11 protein-coding genes are annotated in these 18,709 nt (G+C 60.1%); all 11 read right to left on the bottom strand.

Annotated elements, in window-relative coordinates; all coding sequences use genetic code 11:
- Positions 1–797 precede the first annotated feature (797 nt).
- Positions 798–4,565 carry a MobF family relaxase gene (gene mobF / locus FHG09_RS12760; RefSeq protein ID WP_152348021.1) on the bottom strand — a complete coding sequence of 1,256 codons (3,768 nt, stop codon included), beginning with the start codon at positions 4,563–4,565 and terminating at the stop codon, positions 798–800.
- Between the two features lie 76 nt (positions 4,566–4,641).
- Positions 4,642–5,373, bottom strand: a complete 732-nt coding sequence (locus FHG09_RS12755) for a hypothetical protein (RefSeq protein ID WP_152348020.1) — start codon at positions 5,371–5,373, stop codon at positions 4,642–4,644.
- A 622-nt stretch (positions 5,374–5,995) separates the two neighbouring features.
- Positions 5,996–7,891: a UvrD-helicase domain-containing protein gene (locus tag FHG09_RS12750; protein ID WP_152348019.1), complete on the bottom strand. Its 1,896-nt coding sequence runs from the start codon at positions 7,889–7,891 to the stop codon at positions 5,996–5,998.
- 7 nt (positions 7,892–7,898) lie between these two features.
- Positions 7,899–9,854: an ATP-dependent nuclease gene (locus FHG09_RS12745; RefSeq protein WP_152348018.1), complete on the bottom strand. Its 1,956-nt coding sequence runs from the start codon at positions 9,852–9,854 to the stop codon at positions 7,899–7,901.
- Positions 9,855–10,219: 365 nt separating this feature from the next.
- The gene (locus FHG09_RS12740) at positions 10,220–11,230 is read right to left on the bottom strand and encodes a nucleotidyl transferase AbiEii/AbiGii toxin family protein (protein ID WP_152348017.1); all 1,011 of its coding nucleotides are present in this window, start codon (positions 11,228–11,230) and stop codon (positions 10,220–10,222) included.
- Positions 11,227–11,907, bottom strand: coding sequence for a type IV toxin-antitoxin system AbiEi family antitoxin domain-containing protein (locus FHG09_RS12735; RefSeq protein WP_152348016.1), 681 nt, complete (start codon positions 11,905–11,907; stop codon positions 11,227–11,229). Before FHG09_RS12735 ends, FHG09_RS12740 begins: the two co-directional genes overlap by 4 nt.
- 53 nt (positions 11,908–11,960) lie before the next feature.
- Positions 11,961–12,812, bottom strand: a complete 852-nt coding sequence (locus FHG09_RS12730) for a hypothetical protein (RefSeq protein ID WP_152348015.1) — start codon at positions 12,810–12,812, stop codon at positions 11,961–11,963.
- Between the two features lie 82 nt (positions 12,813–12,894).
- Positions 12,895–14,040: a hypothetical protein gene (locus FHG09_RS12725; RefSeq protein ID WP_152348014.1), complete on the bottom strand. Its 1,146-nt coding sequence runs from the start codon at positions 14,038–14,040 to the stop codon at positions 12,895–12,897.
- Positions 14,041–14,042: 2 nt separating this feature from the next.
- Positions 14,043–15,155, bottom strand: a complete 1,113-nt coding sequence (locus FHG09_RS12720; RefSeq protein ID WP_152348013.1) for a lytic transglycosylase domain-containing protein — start codon at positions 15,153–15,155, stop codon at positions 14,043–14,045.
- Between the two features lie 41 nt (positions 15,156–15,196).
- Positions 15,197–16,864, bottom strand: coding sequence for a hypothetical protein (locus FHG09_RS12715; protein ID WP_152348012.1), 1,668 nt, complete (start codon positions 16,862–16,864; stop codon positions 15,197–15,199).
- The gene (locus FHG09_RS12710; protein ID WP_152348011.1) at positions 16,865–18,691 is read right to left on the bottom strand and encodes a hypothetical protein; all 1,827 of its coding nucleotides are present in this window, start codon (positions 18,689–18,691) and stop codon (positions 16,865–16,867) included.
- Positions 18,692–18,709: the final 18 nt, after the last annotated feature.

Raw genomic sequence — 18,709 nt, 5'->3', positions numbered from 1 at the left:
CACTAATCATGAAATCCCGAGGCTAGGGCGTCGTTGAAGAAGATCATCACCATGCTGCGGCCGTTGCGGGCGTTCACTGGTCGTGTGGGTGGTCAGGAGGTCGCGTTCGATCCCGAGGTCACTGGGTCAGCGAGAGAGATCGCGAACGCGTTAATTCCCGGCCTGTTTGCGGGACACTAAAGTTGTGGAACTCAGGAGTTCTTGGCCCTGATGCTGGCTCCAGCACCGGGCGTAGCCGATGTGCATATCAGTCCTATTTCTCGTATGCGGGGCCGCGAGCGGGCTGATCTCTATACGTGTTTTACGAACAAGATTGGAAGGAGCAGTGTCGGCTGTACGGGTCTATTTGGTCTGCGTTCGTCCTACGAACCCATGGATAACGGGCGGCTCCTCGGACGCCTGGCCATATCCGATAGAGTTTTGACACAAGGTGCTGGATGCTTTCAAGGGGAACACGTGGGTCAGCTTCGAGCCAGAACAAGGCCGGATATTCTGCGGCACTACCGATGTGCTTCTGTGCCTTTGAGAACCAGTGGACGCCGTATGTCTATTGAGATCTCGTATAGGCCCGGCTCGCTATCCCTGAGCCAAGGCGGCGGGGTCACTTCACACCGACTAGAGCACAGAAAATCAGCAGGATACCCAAGTAGTCTCAACGCCACGAATGAGTGGGCTGTCGGCTGCAGACAACATGCTAGTACCGATTGCAGCTAACATCATCGCGAGATTGCACCCCGAGAGAGGTATCGCCGGTAGCAGTCTTAAAAACTGCTTCCCAAATTTCATTATGATCTTATTTATCGTAGATCTCGACCTGGACCACGGTGCGTTGGAAATGGCGGGCATTGAGGACGAATTTCGGTCTGTGAGGTCCGTTGTGAGAGGTCGTCCAAGGCGGAGTAGTCAGGGTCGTAGACTTGTCTACCCCATTCACTTGGGTCGACGTCAGTATCGACCGTAGGTCCTATCTGTTGATGATTAATCCCTACAGTCGTGGCAGTGATGAGTGTTTGCAATCGATTCCAATACGGGCGGAGGTAGTCATCCTTCGGCGGTTCTGCTCCCAGTGGTGTCTCGGAGTCGGTCTGCTCAGAGACTCCGCGCCACACGATCACCGCGTCGATCACATCGTCGTGACGAGGGTGATGAGCGTATTGCTCGCGGAGGGTCGAAAACCATCCGGGAGGATCCTTCGTCAGCACTGCTCGACGTGCGGCAACTTGGTCTCGGAGGTCGACCATCGATTGCGCCCATACACGCGCCTGTTCGTCGGTGGCCGTCGTGGCGTCGGCGATCATGTCACCGGACCCGGTGACCGGAGAGTCGGTGGGCTTGTGACAGCGGTCAATGATCGTTTCGACGGTGTCATTTGGTAGAAGCTCACCTCGCATGTTCTGAGCGGGGTCGACGCTGATGAGGCGTTGCCAGTCGCTATCGGTGCGGATCTGTTCGGCAAGCGTCGGGTCAGCGTGTGCGTCGAGCCATTCTTGAGTGCGGGTGACTTTCGCCGCCCAGCTGAGGTACGTGAGTTCGTGGCAGAGTCGCCCGACATCGCTGGCCCAACCAAGTTCTGCGTCCTGGACTTCGTGTGCGGACTTTTCCGCCGTGGAACGGGAGACGACGGACTTGATGTAGAAGGCAGGGTCGTTGATGACTTCGCCGTCCTTATCGACCGCGGCGGAGGTCATCTGCACGTTCCAGTCCTCAGGCGTGGGGTTCTCGGGGTCATCGATGTCAACGTAGGCGTGATTGCCGCGTTTGCCTCGCGTCATTGCAACGTAGAACAGTTCACGTGAGAGTTTCGGGGTCACGACGGCGTGACCGGTATCGACAGTGACTCCCTGTGATCGGTGTGCGGTGGTGGCATAGCCAAGTTCGACAGATGAGGCGAGATAGTCGGCGTCGAGCACGATGGTCGGGGGTGTGCCGTCCTCCCCTGTCTGCACGTCGGCCTCGACGCTGCCGTCAGGGCGGATCGCTGTGATGGTCAGGCGGGTGCCGTTGGCGACGAAAGCACCGTTGGAGTCGCGGATGCTGCGATCATTGCGCCTGGCCAGGAGCACGTCACCGATGCCGGCCTGAACCTCGGACCGCAGGGTGACCTGGTGCGTGATTTTCACGTCGCCCGATTCCACCAGGTCGGTGTGGGCACGCTGATTGAGTTCAGCAACGGTCTCATTGTCCGAGGCGATGAGAATTGACGATAGGCCCTCGTCGCGGTCAGCCTTCCATGCGGAGTAAGCCGTGTCGGCGGCTTCTTGGTCAGGGTCGCCGTGAATGCGATCGTGCTCGTCGTAGGTGTCGACGACCGCGTCGATGCCGTCCTTGTCGCTGACTGACCGGAGTTTGAGGGAGGCTGCGCGTTCCCATTCGTTCTTAAATCGCCAAACGGTTTCGAGCGTGGTGTGATCGAGGTTGCGTTCGACGTGACCGAGGAAGCCGCCCGCGTCGACGGCCTCCAGCTGTGCGGGGTCGCCGACGATGAGGAGTTTGGCTCCTGCGGCTTCGGCTTGTCGGGAGAGCTCGGCGAGGTTGGATGTTGAGACCATGGACGCTTCGTCGACGATGATGAGCTGGTTCGGGTGGAACTGGTACTGGGCTTGGGTGGCGTAGTCGGCTGCGAGCTTGGCTTGCATGGCCTCGCGTTGCTGGACGAGTCTGGCCCGGTCACGATGTGGCGTGTTGTCGATGGTGGTGTTGAGCGCGGCAAGCCGTGATTCGAGGTTGGCCACACGTTCGGCACGCCGTGCTGCCCCCTCCCCGACGGATTCGAAGAGCCATTTGGCAACGTTGTCGGTGTCGACTCCGATTTCATCGCCGAGGACACCTGCGGCCACAGCGGAGGGGGCAAGGCCGATGACGGATTGCTCGCCGTGGACCGAGTGCCAGGTGTCGGTGATCGCGCCCATGGTGGTGGATTTGCCGGTGCCGGCGGGACCGATGATCGCGGAGATTCCGGCGTCGGATGAGAGCACGTGTTTCGAGGCGAGCATTTGATCTGGACTGAGCGGGTGACCGTCGTCGGTGCGCCATTCTTCGAGGACGTCGGCATGCTCCGGGTGGCCGGCCAGCGTCGGTGCCCCGGTCGCGGTGACACGGGAGATGAGGTGGTCTTCGTCGGCCATGACTTGTTCGGTCGTGTAGACACCGGAGTGATGCTGGTGGTCAAAGACTGACCGGTCACGGAGGCTGATCGTGGTGTCCGGTCCCTCGGGTGCTCGTGACCGGTCAGGGGTCAGAGAGACGACCTTGTCGAGGGTGAGCTCGACGATGTTGTCCACGAGCACGTGCCGGTCATCGACGGTCGGACACCGGACAAGGCGTAGGACTCGTTCAGCCGAGGCACGCACGTTGGCACGGGCGAACGTGGTCCGGCGCTGTGAGGCGTCGGTCAGTGTCCACTGGCTGATCTGCTCGATGATGTCGCCGGTGAGCATGTCGGCGGTCACTTTCCGGACATGGTGACCGACCGCGCTCTTCACGAGAGTGTCCGGGTCGAGACCGGCCATACGGGTGCGTTGTCGCCACCAGTGCATCTTCGCCGGCAGAGTGGTGCGCTCGATGGTGTTTTTCTCGGGCCGGTTCTCGAGGGTGGCCTGTTGCCGAATGAGCAGCACCTCACGTGGGGTCGGTCGCGTGCCATAGGTGTCGGTGTATTCGGCGATGAGTTCATCGGTACGGGTCTCGATGCTGACTGACCGGCTGGAGAATTCCTCGATGAGCTCGTCGGGGATTCCGGCCAGCTCGACCCGATGCGCGGGTTCGTACTCCGAGTCGGTATCTGTGCCGGATTCGATGAACTGTTGGACGTCGAGGTCGACGTCGGTGCGCGATTCGGCGACAGTACCGATGTCGGCGGCGAGCCGGTCGAAGATCAGAGAGTTGTACATTTCCGAGATGGCCACGACGTGCCGGTGAAGTGTGTAGGAGTCGATGGTGACCCAGTGCCCGTCGGAGGCGCGCTGGACTCTGTTGGCGATGACCAGGTGGGTGTGCAGTTGCGGGTCACCGGCACGTGAGTCCCAGTGGTCGAATGCGGAGGCGATGACTCCGTTGACGGCAACGTGGGCGACTCCGCCGTGACCGGCACGGGATTGGATGACGTTGGCCTCGACCCAGGCCAGTGTTTCTTCGAGGGCCTGCCGGTGTGCGGCCTGGATGCGGCCCTGCAGTTCGGGACCGGCCAGTGCCCAGAGAGCGGATACGGACTTCGGTGGGGAGAAGGTCAGGTCGAAGCCAGCCACGCCTTCGCGTTCAGTCTTGGCCGGTCGACCGGCAGGTGTGACCGCACCGTTGGGTATGGCCTGTGGCTTCATCAGTGGGCGACCGAGTGGACGACCGGTCACGGGGTCCTCTTGGTCCTGGTAGAGCGACCGGGCATGAGATTCGGTCACTTGCTGACCGACGGACAGGCCGGTCAGCCCGTCGAGTCCCCTGCCGAGCCATGTGCCTGGAGGGGCTTTGGCCTCGGTGTAGTAGGCGGTCATGTCCCGGGTCTGACCGTCGCCGGTCGCGGCATGGTCGAGGTAGTAGTTGATGGACATCTTCGAGATGGACACGGTCATGGGCGGTCTCCTTCGGTCACGGTCAGGTGGTCGGTCAGGGACTGGTGTGGCCGGTCAACGGTCATAGTGGCGGCGGTCATTGTCCGGCCCGTCGGCGGCGGTCACGTCCGGTCTGCCAGGTCGCCCACATGCGGACAATCTCTCGGTCACCGGCGGACAGGGTGGTCGTCTTGGCCGACTTCGCGAGGCGACCGGCCAGGGTGTCCCACGCCTCGACGACCGGCCGGAAACGCTGTCGGTCACGGGCGAGGTCGTTGAGCCGGTCGGCGGCTTTGTTGTAGTCGGACACGAGCGCGGCATACCGGTCACGCAGTTGGGCGTGCTGTCCGGTCAGTGCCTGGTGGCGGTCGGTGACCGTGGCCAGCCGCTTCTGCAGGTCCACGATCTGCTGGGCGGCGAATTCGAGGTCTGTCCGGTCGTTTTGGTTCGAGGCCGCAACTTCGAGATCAGCGGTCACCGAGGACAGCCGGTCACGGGTGGCGACGAGCGTTTGGACCCGGTCGATGATCGCCCGCTGGGCATGGCGTTCTCGTTTGCGGTGTTTGACCGCTTGCCGCCGCATCTTCGTCCGTGTGGTCTCGATGCGTTCGCGCGCGGCCGCGAGCCGTGATTCGAGGCGGTCCTCACGGGCGGTGGCTTCGCTGAGTAGGCGTTTCAGCCGAGCGACTTCGGTCTCGTGCGCCGCTCGTCGCTCGCGGCGACGGCTGGCACGTCTGCGGCAGGTTATGCCGCAATACCGGCGACTCGGCGGGGCCTCGGCTGGCAGCGCCGTCTCGCATTCGATGCATGTACGGGGTCGATTGCTCATGCTCAAGGTTCGCTGGAGGCCGCGCAAAGCGTTTGTCACCGTCCCACGGAATCGTGGGACGTATGCACCTTGGTGCCAGAGGTGTGTAGCTTTTGAGGTTGGATTTGCTCATCGGAGAAGTGCTCTTCTGCTTGAGGTTGCGCGGCTTGGGGTTGCGTGTGAACTGTGCTGGTAAGCGCTGAAGTTCTCTTCGGCCGTGAGGATCTGTCTGCTGGTATCTACTTCGGGATGTGAGATATGTGCTGAAGGCGGTGGTGCGCTCTCCTGTCCGGGAGCACCCAGACGAGGGCCATGGACGCGACCACCCTAAAGACGCACGTTAACTCGTATGATCAAGTTCGATGGCCCAGGATGAACGATTGAGTGTGGGGACGTCAATGCGTGATGAATCCTTCGGGGCCCTCGTTCGGATAACGGCTAGTTGCACTCCCGAACGGCGATTACTGGCAAAATTGCCAGATCAGATCACAGGATGGCATTGCCAAAGCTAAGGACCTCAAAGGGCCCGGCGCACCTAAAGCTCCCGGACGGGTCTATGAGAATGCCTACGGGTGCCACACTGAGGATGGCTCGATGAGCGCGATGTGGCTGTCGACGCCATGTGACGAGAATGCGGTTGAGTCTATGTCCAGTGCTGTGTTTTTGCTCCCGATTCGTCCAGAAGCTCGAGCAGGGGCTTGATATTGCGTCGCGCGGCTTGCGGTCGAGTTGTTGTGAACACGAGTCTGTGGGCTGCACGCGACAGTCCGACGAAGAATGCCGAGTTCCCACCTATCGGATCCTTTCGGTAGGACCACCACTGATCATCGTCAAGGCCGAGAAAGACCACTGTGTGGTACTCAAGCCCTTTGCTTCGATGTACTGTCATGAGCGCGACTGAGTCCGCGGCTTCGATGGCATCGACGAGTTTCCGCCAGTTACTGGCATCGTGTTTCACGCTGTTGATTCGCGCGGTGAGCGACTCCAGGAGAAGCCCAAGATTGTCGCCGCTGTTTTGTCCCCGTACAAATCCCGCGAGTGCGGCAGAACCGATGAGGCCGGCGGTATAGTCGACGATATCCTTGGCATCGACGCCCAAGACATCGTTCTTGCCTAACCAAGCCCGCAGGTCGTCGGTCAATGCTGTCAATTGGTCGGATAGTCGTCGCTCGGCCTTTTCGGTGCCGTCGCTACCCGCAACACGTCTGAGGAGGCCAAGAGTTTCGCTCCAAAGGTCGGCATGTCCTGCAGGGTACGCCGCGAGTGTGAGGAGGCCAACGAGAAAACGAGTGACGTCGTGTTTGAGTAGATCTTGTAACTTGAGCTTCCCGCATTCGGCATCGTCGTTGCGGATGGAGAGCCCATGTCGTTTGAATGCCGAGGTCAGCGCGGGCTCGAGTTGTGCAACTAGCTGCCGCGCGATGAGTGCGAAGTCTGCACTGGTGCGACCAGATGATGCGATGTCGTTTGCGATCCACTGCGCGAGGTGCTCAGCTTCCTTTTCGGCGCTGGGGTAGGTCCAAATGACGAGGGGAACATGATCGGGCTCGCTCTTTGCCCGGGACTCAGTAGGCGCTGCCATTGGGTCGATGCTGGTTGCGACTCGATGTTGCACGGCGACGAGGTCGGCTGAGGATCTGAAGTTCCAGGTGAGTGCGAGATGCTTGGCTGAGAAGTCTGCTTCGTATCGGTCGAAGGCGTCCTCGAGTGCGCCAGCGAAGCTCATGATTCTCTGTTTGTCGTCCCCGACTGCGGTGGCGACGACACCTGGGTGGGCGAAGACTGCCCTGAGGAAGGTGATCTGTGCGGCCGTAGTATCTTGAAACTCATCGACGAACACGAACGGGTACGTCGCTCGTAGCCCTCGCAGAATCTGCGGGCGCGAGCGGACAAGTAGCTCAGCTAGACGGTTGATCATCGTGAAGTCGATCACGGGCGACTTTGCCGCTCCGAAGTTTTTCCACCACCAGCGCAGGGCAACGAACTCGTGGGTAGATGCAGATGGGCCAGTTGGGTCTTCGGGTAGCGCGAAAGTTCCCACAATGTCCGGAAGGAACCGTCCAGGCTGAATCGCCAAGATTTCAGACTGAAGCCCTCGGGGCTGACTTCCACCGAGATCATCCAGAAACATCTGTATCTCTGTCTTCTTAAACAAGCCCACATCCCAGCGGCGACCGTTAAGACGCCACGCAGACGGTAGCGCGTGCTCAAATCGATCAAGGAGGCCTTTGGTGAAGGCGTCGAAGGTCATCGATTCAAATCGATGTGCGGCTTCCGGGACGCGGTCGGCGACCCGCTTGGCAAGGTTGGCAGCGGACGAGCGTTTGTAGGAGATTGCGAGGATTCTTTGCGGGGGTGGGCAGAGGCCTGTCTGCAATAGATACGTTGCTCGCTGAGCCAGGAACTCTGTTTTGCCCGCACCCGGCCCTGCAGTCACAGCGGTGCTTCCGGGGTGCCGTAGAGCGGCCCAGGCGGCTGTTTCGAGGTCTGGGACCCCTACCGGTCGCCATGTCGCCGCTGATTTTTGGTGGAGATCCATGATGCTATCAGGGGGTGATTTCGGACCGGACGAACTCAATCAGTGCCCGAAGTATCTCGGGAATATTGGCCTCGATCTCTTCTGTTGCCATTCGGCTTAGCGCTGCAAGATGTGTTGCTGGTTTCGGCTGGTTGCTGAAGAGGTACCGGTACCACTGCAAGTCCTTCTGCCGGTCCCTTTTTGTTTCCTCGTCGGTCGGGTTCCAGAACTTCTTCCCCCGGGTTGTGCCGCCGGTTCCCAGGACCGTCTTTGTGGCATCGGTGGATTGGGGTCCGTTTTGACCAGCTTCTAACGTCGTGTAGGCGCTTCTGTAGTGCTGAAGCATGAGCATGTCGAGGTCAAGCGGGGAGGAGAAGAAGACGCCGTAGTCGCGTAGCCGGTTTCGTACCTCTGTGAGGTCCTGGAGCTTGGCTTCGTCGGAGATGTCATCGACTGTGGTGAAGTCGTCTACGTCGTCCAAAACGTCGATGCCGTTGGCCTTGAGGTTTCGTATCGCTGTTCTGTAGCGACCTGGACCGCCGTCGGCACGTCCATGGTCTAAATCAAGCAAGGTGGCGTGCGGAATTTTTAGGTCCGTCAGGAGGCGCCAGAAATGGTGTGTGTGGCGTCCGCCAAGAGGGACCATCGCGATGAACGATGGGTCGAGTTCTACGCCCAGGGCGCGTGCCAGCTTAGGGATGACGATGTGCTCCGAGTCGCCTTCACCGAGTATCACGAATCGTGCGAAGTAGAGCTCGGGATGGGCTCGTACTGCTTCGCGGATGTATGTTGCAGCCGCGGCATCGTCTTCGGGTAGCGTGATCGGGCGGATGGTGGATTCGCCGGTAGTGAATTCCTGCCGGAAATGGCGAACAGAGCGCGGATCTATGCGGCCAAGAGCACTGGCGGAATGGCTTGAAAGCAGGGTTTGGACCTGTAGGGTTTTGCCGAGGTCGTCCAATTGCTTGATGATCCGGGAGAGGTAGTACGGAGAAAGGCTGTTCTCTGGTTCCTCGATTGCCAGAATCGTCAGCGCTGGGATTCGGGTGGCGTCAGGGTCGAACCCGGAGTCAGGATCAGTAGACACCTTTCGTTCGAGGTCGAGGGTCGCGGTTGTAAGCGCCAAGTGCAGCAGCGATCGTTGTCCGTCGCTGAGGAGTCGTGCTGGTCGTGCGGCGCTGCTGGGGTCGGGTTCAAAGGTGAGCTCTGCGCCGCGGAGGAACTGGTCGATGTCCGGCTCGAGTGGCTGAAAGCGGGGCTGCGAGTGAGTGCCAGCACCCTGGAGTTCTCGCCAGCGATCCCCGAAAGCTTTTTCGACGGTCGTTGTCGCGGCTTCAGTGTGGAACTGACTACTCACGTCGTCCGCAACGTTACGCACGAGCTCCCTGAGGTCGTCGGACCATAGCGCAGCCTTCCACAAGCGGCTGCGGAGGAAGGTCGACACATGCTTGGAACCATCTCGAGTAGCCGGGACATAGACGAACTGGATGCGGGAACGCTCGGCTGGCGGTAACGTATAAACTTGGTCCCCGGTATACCCGTCATCGAGAGAGGCGACGCAGAAGAGACGCGTCTCGATAGATCCATCGAGCGTGCCGTCGTTTTCCCAGGTGGCCTCGAGAACGACGCGGCACTTCATGTTTCCATCTGCGTCCGCCGCCATGCGCCTGAAAAAGTCCGGAACGGACGAGACATCGCCGTCATGATCATTGAGCTCAGGGAAGGCCAGGATGACCTCTATATGCAGTGTTCGAGTAGTGGGCTCGGAGCCGGGTGCCTCAGTGGCAGGGACGTGGAAGTCATCAACTCGAATACTACGTTCTTCGGCAGAGATCCCGAAGATGCGCTGGAGAGCCTGGCACGCTGCGGTCTTGCCGGTCCCGTTGGTGCCTATCAACGCAGTGAGGGTAGATTCCAAGGTCGCCGGTGTGGCCTGGTTACCAAAGCATCGGAAATTCCGTAGCAACATCGACTCAATGTGCACTGAGTCCTCCTCGTCTCTAGCCAAGTTGATAGTGATCCTATCTGAGAAGGAGCCTGCGGTCGCTCTAGGCGGACGGAGGAGAACTCTAGGGGCATAAAGGTCGACCGGACAGGATCAGCTTGATTCAGCAGGTCTCAGCCTACGGTGAACAGTCTTGCAACTGCTAAAGAGAACGATTCGGCGACCCAGCCTCACGCAGGAGATTACATTCTGAGGGCACGAACTTCGGTCGCGAAGTACAGAACGCGACCACGCCGCCCGGTGCGGCAGGATTTCATCGTTAATGGCCGGCCACTCGCTGACTGTCGCGTCTGGCCTTACTCAACGACCGCACCAACCAGGGTGCCGGAGTCGGCAGCTAACCACTATTTCGGGGTCGGGCCGTCTGGTCCAGGATGTTGTACCGAGGGCGCGATCACTGTCGGATCCGTTGGTGAAGGATTCGTCCTGGCCGCAGGGTTAGTATCCCAACCGTTCTGCGGCATCCATTGGCGAACCTGCGGGTGCGCGGGGTCGATAGCCGGGGCCAGAAGTCTGCCGATCAGTCTCTCGGCAGCATGGACGTCCGCGAAGCCCCTGCAGGCAGGTACGTCTTTTGCCATACGCGAGTACGGTGCAGTCCACCCGTCAGGGACAGTGAACCGCGTCGGAATTGGTTCACGACGAGCCGCGAAACGAGCCACTATCGCCGATTTCATTTGGCCAACATCAACTGATTGTGTGCGCGCGATGACGACAAGATCCACGAGGTCTTTGGTCCGGGTGCTCGGTCGACCATTGAAGCGAAGCATGGTGGCACTGGCCTTATCTGCGATCTGATCGGCCAGTGGGTAAAGACGGTAGGGGGCTGTCGGCAGCCCCCTTGATGGCACGACTCTGGAGGCTGGATCAATCACTTCTGTCCTGCCGATAAGACCGTCCTCGACGACCAGGTCAACAGGAATCGTGTGGATGAGCTTCAACGTCTGAGCATCGCGCATCTCGAATGTGATTCGTCGCCCTGTGACATCGGGTTGCACGTCATGTTCGACGATGGGACGGCTGTCGCGGTGGCGGATCACTGCGTGGTCGCCGATGTCGTTGGATGCGGCTTCGATCAGCGCTCGTTCGGCATCGTCGATCGACATGGCTGAGGTAGTGAGATCGACGTCTTTGGTGGCTCTAGTGTCGGGGACTCGGGCGAGCATGCCAGACCCACCTTTGAGTACCCAGCGGTTTCCCTGCGATTCATCGAACACGCGAGAGAGGAACCGGTCGAAGTAGGCGCCGCGAATGAGAGAGTGAAAGTCTCGTCCTTGTTCTTTCGAGAGTGTTCTCGCCGCTGCTTTGATCGCCTTGTCGGTGGCCGTCCAGGTCGAATAGCCGGAATCTGTCATGCGGCGACTCTATCGGCGTTCGGCGCGATGTAGTCGAGCAGTCCCGCTCCGTCGCCTCGGGGGAAGCCATGAATGTGGGCATGTCGCCCAAGAAGAGCGACCAGACGCTCGGGCCTCACAATCCTCCCCAGGCGACGGGCATCCCTGTAGGCATCCCCAATCAGTGACAGATCTGCACCTTGATCCGGTCCCGCCAGGTCCGCCAGGGTGGCCTCGATAGTCAGAACAGGAATCGAGTCAACATAGTCGACATCAATCGGCTCGACCGTCCGTCTCCGAAGTCGCACGTCATCGATTCGGGTGAACCGGCGGGCAGTAACGATGAAGTCAAAGCCGCGAGGCCAGAAGTCACCGATGCCGTGGAGCTCAGCGGCATTCTCTCCCGCCACAATGACCGGTGGCGCACCGTCGCTTCCGTGACGGTCGCCCTGGCTGACCGCGAGCCAGCGCCAGAATGTCGGATCGGAGAGCTGCCCAGGGGCAGCTTCGAATCGGTAGATCCCATGTTCAACTCGCTCCAGGACTCCGGCGTCGGCCATCGACTTCAGCTGCGGATTCGATACCCCTACGTCGTGGGCCTGCCGGGAGGTCACGAACCCGTTGTAGTCGTAGGCCACGGGACTGAGTGCGGCAACCACTTGATAACTCATGGCATCAATAATACCAGCCAGAAGCATTAATGATGCTCCTGACTGTTAGAAGTGCGCCGCTGAAGAGTGCTGTAGTGCGATCAGGTCAGGCTGGGGCCTGTGCTGTGCGCCCGTGGGTCGGGCGGCTGTGCGGCTAGTGCGCTGAGGTGTGCGTCGGAGGCGACGGGGTTGCCTGGACCTTCGGGGTCGGTCGGGGCGTCCTCGAGTGGAGTGACGGGTCCGAAGAATCCGTGCGGAGTCTCGGGGGTGAATTGTTCGACTGAAATAGTTGAGCCGAGGACAGTTTCTTCTTCGAGACGGAGGCCGGGGGTCGCACAAGGGGCAGCCTCGCCAGGGTCGAGGATCTCGATCTTGTGTTCCAGGGGCGTGTCAGTATCAGCGTCGTTGACGTACTCTTGCGTTACTTCAGCGGCGTAGCCGCTCTTGACTGCGATCTGGGCAAGCTTTCGATGGGCGTCCCAGTCTCCGGTTTCGAGGTGGTGGCCGGCTGCGTCGAGTGTGCCACGGTTGTACGTGCGTTCGGATAGCGGAGACGCTGTGGGGGCAGGGGCAGGGGTTGAGTCGGTGGTGCGTCGGTCTTGATCCATAGCTTTGGCCTTTTCGATGATCTGTTCGTCTCGCATTCGAGCAGCTTGGCCTGCGTCGTTGTTCTGGTAGGACGCGGTATCTACTCCGTCTTCGGCGAGAGCGACGACGAACTGGGTTTCGTCGCCATCGAAGAGACGGTGGTCGAATTCCTCGTTATTGAGCAGTTTAGTGGCGATACGGTCGTGCATTGCTCTGTAGTCTTCGAGCGACATGTCGCTGTCAGCGATGTGGTCCATCATCCGAGGATCGTTGCGTACTTGGACTTCGAAGTCGCGGATCCCGTCGAGGACGAGGATACGCAAGGCGTGGTTCTCAGCTCCGACAAATGTGGTGAGCTCACTCATTGTTCTTCTCCTGGTCTCGGAAACGTGTGCACGGGTTTCGTTTCGCAGGCAGTCGTGTGTTGATCACTGCACATTCGGACAATTAGTCGTTGGACAGGCACTGGTCCGTTTCGGAGGCGACGAAGTTGTTGGGGTCTTCGAACTCGTAGCCGGTGACCAAAGGACGACCGTCGTCGTCTCCCATAGTGATGGAGTATTTGCGTGGTCCCTCGATGACAGGTTCGTGCGTTTCAGACACCCAAGCCCAACACACTTCGACTTCGAAGGAGTTGGACCCTGTGCCTTCGTAGATGTCGATGGGCCACGAGTACGATTCGGCATCGTTGTCAGCAGCTTCGAACCATTTGGGGGTATAGGTCGGGCGTTCTGGCTCAGTGATGGAGTCGGCGAGTGACTTCGACATCAGTTGGTGCGTGCGGTTGAACCCAGAATGCGGGGTGTCTTTGCTTGCGTGCCAGGTGGTCGTCGCGGTGGCGAATTGGAGTGCGGCGGCGTCTGATTCGAGGTTGTCGCTCTTGATTGTTTCCGGGTCGGTGATGTCGTCACGAGACAGAGCTTCGACTTCATCGCGAGTTGGCAGCGGTGGAACGACAGTCTTCTTCGGTCCGTGGTCCATCTCTTCGACGATTTCGTAGTCGTGTGGATCTTCGTTGATGGACTTGAGCCACCGGTTGAAGTCGTCGCGGCCTTGATCGGCGTTACCGGGGTAGAGGAAGAGGTGGATGCCGAAGTCGTGGTCGCCGTCCTCGGATTCTCCCTGGTAGGCGCGGTAGGTCATGGTCTCGCGTGGCAGCTCGTCGAGGATCGGCCAGTCAGCGCGAAGCTTTTCCGATTCGCGGAGGTACTTCTCGGTGGCGTCCTCCTGCTGGTCGAGGTCTCCTTCTTCTCGGAGTGTCTTCTCGGCTTCATCGGTTTGAGGTACGAGGCCGATGAACGAGCTGACCTGCTTTCCATTGATCGGTTCGACGATGGTGTCATCAGCGAATCCGTCGGCGGATGCGGTGATGCTCAGAGAGTCTTCCTTGGTTTCGACGGGAAAGGTCTTGCCTGATTTGCGTGTGCCGAACGATTCACCGTTGATGGTGATCTCCACGGTGTGCGGCTGTGAGGTGATAGTGACGAGGACCTTGGTGGGTTTGGACATGAAGTACCAGACCGCACCACCAGCGGCGAGAACGACGACGGCGAAGATAGTAATGATGGTGGTGAGTGAATGCTTGTAGTTCATGATTATCCTTTGACCAGTCGAGCGGCGGTATAGGATCCGAAGCCGTAGGTGTCCTGCCCGCTGGGAGGGCGAGTGTAGAGGCTTGCGGCAAGTGAGGTGTTGGCTGGTCCGCTGCGTCGTTTGCTGCTGTAGATGTAAATGTGGCCAGGGGTGATCATGATGTCACCCGGCTTGAGGTCGCCCTCGGACTTCGGCTTAAACGTCTTGTACTTGTCCGACTGTTTCAGGTAGGGAAGCTGGACGTCGGTGGTGCCGCGCAGAGGGAACTTCTTATCTGCTCCAGACATGCGCATGACTGTGGCGACGTAGACTCCGCAGTCCGTGAAGAAGGCTGTGGTGACTGTCTTGTTGTATTTTTGTGAGGCTTTAACGTATTCCGGTTTGGCCGCGTCCTCACCGTGGCGAGCGGACGTGCTGCGGGGCAGCTCGACTCGCTTATCCCAGGCGAGGTGTTTCGCGGTCTTGAGGATGTCTCCGTCGCCTCCGGCTCCACCATCGCCGGGATCTTCACAGTCGGTGGTGTAATCACCCTTAGCCGCCTTGGTGATGTTCTCGACGTAATTGCGGGTTTCTTCGATTTTGTTGATCTTGCTCATGTCATAGCCGAGTTCCTTCACCTTGCCGGGGCCAGCGTTGTACGCAGCCAGGGTGAGCTCCACCAGGTTCTTGTCGCCCTTGGCGTGGTCTTTAACGAGGTTCCTCAAGTGCTTCATGTATCGCCCCTGGGCGGCAATGGCGTCCTTGGGGTTGAATGGGTCGCCACCGTCGCCGAACTCTTTCCACGTTGCGGGCATGAACTGCGCAAGTCCTTTTGCTCCGACTGGGCTGACGGCTTTCGGGTCCCAGTTCGATTCGGCTTTGAGCTGTGCGGCAATGATGCCAACGGAGAGGCCCGATTCCTTGGCGGCGGACTCTACGTAGTCTTGGTACTCGTCGGGGACGACGACAGCCGACGAATTGCCACCGCCGGGTGTGCAAGTCGGTTCCTCGGCTGCTGAAGCGTCCTCGCTCGGGGCTGTGAGCAGTCCGAGCACGAGGACGATGAGCAGGATGATCGCCATAGTGAAGACAACAGCGGCCCCAAGGAGTGTGGGGATCAACTTACGAACGATCATGCTGGTGAAACCTCCGTTTCAGTGGCAGGTGAGGCTACGGACTACTTCTTGGTCCGACGGCTAAAGGCGATCACGCCGAGGCCAGCTGCAGTGAGAATGACCAGTCCGCCGATAACGAGACCGATGACCAGTCCATTGGGTGAGCTGGTCGCTGACGAGTCAGGCTGTGAGCCGGAGTCGGTGATGACGGTTCGGTCATCGTCTGATGACGGAGTCGGGGCAGGTTCGCTGCTGTCTGTTTCGGACGGTTCGTCGTTGGGTTCGTCTTCGTTGGTCAGTCCGAGGTCATCCCCTGGTTGCTGTGGCGTTTCGGTGTCATCGCCGGGTCCGGTTGGCAGCTCGGGTACGTTGACCGGGTCATTCGGTGCAGACTTGTCGAGGTTGGAATCGTCGGCATTGCCCTCGGCTTTGCCTTTGGAGTCAGCGGAGTCTTTGCCTTCATCCGCTTTGTTCTTCCCCTCGTCACCATCTCTGGCATCGTCGTCGGCACGTCCGCTGTCAGCGTTATCGTTCGGCCCGTCTGCACCTGTGTCTGCGTCGGCTCCGGTGCCTCCAGCGTCGGTTGCCGCGTTGGTGCTGTCGCCGGGGTCGTCGGGTGCTGAGTCTGAGTCAGCCGAGTCATTGCCGGGACCGTCTGCAGACGAGGAAGCGTCCTGATCGCTACCGTCGTCATCGGATCCATTCGAGTCAGCCTGCGAAGAGCCACCAGTCGCGGATCCTTCTGACGTTCCGTCGTCCGTTCCGTCGTCGCCCGAATCATCATCGGCGCCGTTTGAGCGCGAGGACCCGTCACGTCCGGCGTTAGAGTTCGCTGTAGCGGCAGCAGTGGAATCCGATGCCCCGTTGTCGTCGGTGGTTGCGTTCGAATCGGCAGGGTTGTCGCTGGTTGCTCCCCCTGTGATGGTGACCCGGCCCGTGACCCAATTGCCGTCATTGTCGAGGACTGTGTACTTGATCGTCACCGACCCGTCGAAGGGCGCATAGGGGGTGAAGTTGATCTGACCATCACCACGAATGGTGAACGTGCCGACGTCGAGAACGATGAGACGAGTGGGGGTGCCGGTCGTGGGATCGATCAGGGCCAACGATGACTGGTCGTAGTGGTCTTCGGGGATCGCGGGCTTGAGGTCTACCGCATCCGAGTTGTCCTTGGGGTACTTGTGGCCGGTCTCTTTCGGGTGCTCCGGATCGCCGGGTTCGGTCGGTGGTTCCTCGCCAGGATCTGCCGGGTCGTAGCCGTCTTGGTCGGGCGGATCTGTTGGGTCTGGCTCTTCCCCGTCTGCATTCGCATCGGACTCGGCAGTTTCATCGGCATTCGCAGTCGCATCATTGTCACCGGTGCCGTCGGTAGCCGTACCAGAGTCGGAATCAGATCCGTCCGTGCCATCGGCATCGGCTTCTGATGCCGCGTCGGCTTGCGCGTCTTCTGCCGGGGCGGTTGGGACAGTGGCATCGACAGGGGAATCAGGAGTCGTCGACGGGGCAGGTGCTTTTGGGACTGTCGGGTCGACGGTTGGGGCCTCGGCGGGCTGCGTCGTTGCGGTTGGGCGACTATCAGGGGACGCATCCACAGTGGGCGATACAGGGCGTGTCGTCGCTGGCGGCTGAATAGGAGCTTCGTCGGCGAGGGCCGGTGCAACTCCTGTAGCGGGGATCGCGAGGCCGAGGATCACGGCTGCGGCCGTGGCGCGGTGCTTGGGGGTGTGCATTTATTTTCCTTCCGTGTTGGTGAGAGCTGTGATAGACCCGTCGGGGTTGCGAACAATCGCAGGCCCCTTGTCGGTGTAGCCGAGCAACCGGGCCTGATCGGGTTCGGGGTAAGTGGATGTTGCGTCGAAGTAGGTGCGTTGTCCTTTGGCTTCGGCGACGGCGAGGGGACCGAGCGCGGTCGTGAACGGTGTTCCGTTACCGTCTGCGTTGAGGCTTCCATCCGCGAGGTTGACCGCTTTATCACCGATGATGCCGGTACCCATGGCGCGACCTACTTGCCAGGAATCTGCGTCAGCGTCATCTGACAGCGGGAAGGCCGCGGTGATCGCGGCATCGTCGTCGAGATCGTGCACGGTCACGGTGGGCTGACCCTCAACGGTCCATTCGGCGACCGTGACCCCGTGTCCCGATGAGATGTGCCGTGAGAATGTCGCGGAGTCCGTGGGGGCTGGGAGGTCGAGGGTCTTCGCATCGGTCTTGTCGTCAAGGGGATCGATGACCACTTGGGGACGGGCCGAATCTGCTTGAATCAGCGTCTTGCCGTCGATGGCAGTCGGAATGAAGGATGTATCACGGGTGACCGCGACGGGCTTGTCCTTACCAACGATCAGTGCCGAGACCTTGCCGTCCTTGGACACGACCATGGGGGTTGTTCCTGTGATGCGGACCGTATCGTCTTTGGCAATCTTCCATGCCTGCGTATCGCCTTTAACAGTGATGGCAGTGAGAGACTTCTCCGTGCGAGCAGCTACTGCCGGGACATCACCGGCCATGAATTCCGATGTGTAGCTGATGGACGAATCCAGGCCCGTCTTGCCGAGTTCCTTACCGGAACTGGTGTCAAGGAGCACGAGTTCGCGGGGGTCAGATGCCACGTAGGCGACACCTGCGGCGAATGCTGATGCGGCATCGGCTTTGCCTGCGGGAAGGCTCCATGCTTCGTTGTCGTATCCGTCGAGTAGTGGCGTCGAGTTCGGAGTCGCGGGAGCGATGGTCGTAGCCCAGACGGGAGCGGAGACTGGCTCTGCTTCGTTGCCACTGTTGCGGACGAGCAGTGGGATCAGCACGATGATCACTGCGACGAGGGCGAGGGCAATGACAATGGGGATCCATTTGCGGTCGAGTGTGAATCCGGGCCGAGTGGAGGTCTGCCTTGTCGTCTCTTTGGGTGCCTTTGGCTTCGGCTTGGACTTGGACGGGCGTCGAGCTGCTATCGCCGTAGTGATGGAGTTGAGGCGATTGGTCACCGGCTCGAACTTTCTGGGCCGGAGGCGTTCACGCCGAGGTGGCGCGCTTGGAGGTTCCGGCGCGGACTCGACGGCGGCGTCTTCAAAGTGTTGAGGTTCGAGTGTTCGGGCTTTCAGACCGGGGAGGTGACTCGTCAGCTCGATTTCGCTCAGTTCGCGGTTTGAGAGTGCCTGAGCGGCGGCGACGACTCCTTCGAGTGTGGTGCGGTGGGTTCGGAATGATCCTTCGCCAGGGACGATGACGCTGTAGTCGACGTACTTGAAGCGGTAGGTCGCTCGGACCGTTTCGGCTTCGTCGTTATCGAGTTCACGGAACTCGGTTGGGGTAATGACCCATTTGCGAGGGTCGAAGCAGTCGGTGTCATTGGTGTGCACACGTGCGAGTTCAACGACGGGTGGGGTGGGATGGTAGCGGCGGCGGATGAGACGGATCGCGTCGTCGAAGCTCTTGGCTTCGACTTCGGTGTTGGATCTGTCGATGATGGTCACGGCCGCTGTGACCATGAATGAGCGTCCGTGCTCGGTCGGGAGGATGTCGTCTCGCTGTGCCAGCGTGCTCTCCGCCTTATCGTTGCGCATGAATCTCGGCCTCCGCCG

It is taken from the genome of Brevibacterium sp. CFH 10365, from assembly GCF_009299785.1.
Lineage (GTDB): Bacteria > Actinomycetota > Actinomycetes > Actinomycetales > Brevibacteriaceae > Brevibacterium > Brevibacterium limosum.
This window is presented reverse-complemented; position numbering and strand designations above follow the sequence as displayed.

Excerpts from the sequence above, each read along its gene's own strand:
- mobF (WP_152348021.1), bottom strand. The coding sequence starts at position 4,565 with ATGACCGTGTCCATCTCGAAGATGTCCATCAACTACTACCTCGACCAT.
- FHG09_RS12755 (WP_152348020.1), bottom strand. The coding sequence starts at position 5,373 with ATGAGCAATCGACCCCGTACATGCATCGAATGCGAGACGGCGCTGCCA.
- FHG09_RS12750 (WP_152348019.1), bottom strand. The coding sequence starts at position 7,891 with ATGGATCTCCACCAAAAATCAGCGGCGACATGGCGACCGGTAGGGGTC.
- FHG09_RS12740 (WP_152348017.1), bottom strand. The coding sequence starts at position 11,230 with ATGACAGATTCCGGCTATTCGACCTGGACGGCCACCGACAAGGCGATC.
- FHG09_RS12735 (WP_152348016.1), bottom strand. The coding sequence starts at position 11,907 with ATGCTTCTGGCTGGTATTATTGATGCCATGAGTTATCAAGTGGTTGCC.
- FHG09_RS12730 (WP_152348015.1), bottom strand. The coding sequence starts at position 12,812 with ATGAGTGAGCTCACCACATTTGTCGGAGCTGAGAACCACGCCTTGCGT.
- FHG09_RS12725 (WP_152348014.1), bottom strand. The coding sequence starts at position 14,040 with ATGAACTACAAGCATTCACTCACCACCATCATTACTATCTTCGCCGTC.
- FHG09_RS12720 (WP_152348013.1), bottom strand. The coding sequence starts at position 15,155 with ATGATCGTTCGTAAGTTGATCCCCACACTCCTTGGGGCCGCTGTTGTC.
- FHG09_RS12715 (WP_152348012.1), bottom strand. The coding sequence starts at position 16,864 with ATGCACACCCCCAAGCACCGCGCCACGGCCGCAGCCGTGATCCTCGGC.
- FHG09_RS12710 (WP_152348011.1), bottom strand. The coding sequence starts at position 18,691 with ATGCGCAACGATAAGGCGGAGAGCACGCTGGCACAGCGAGACGACATC.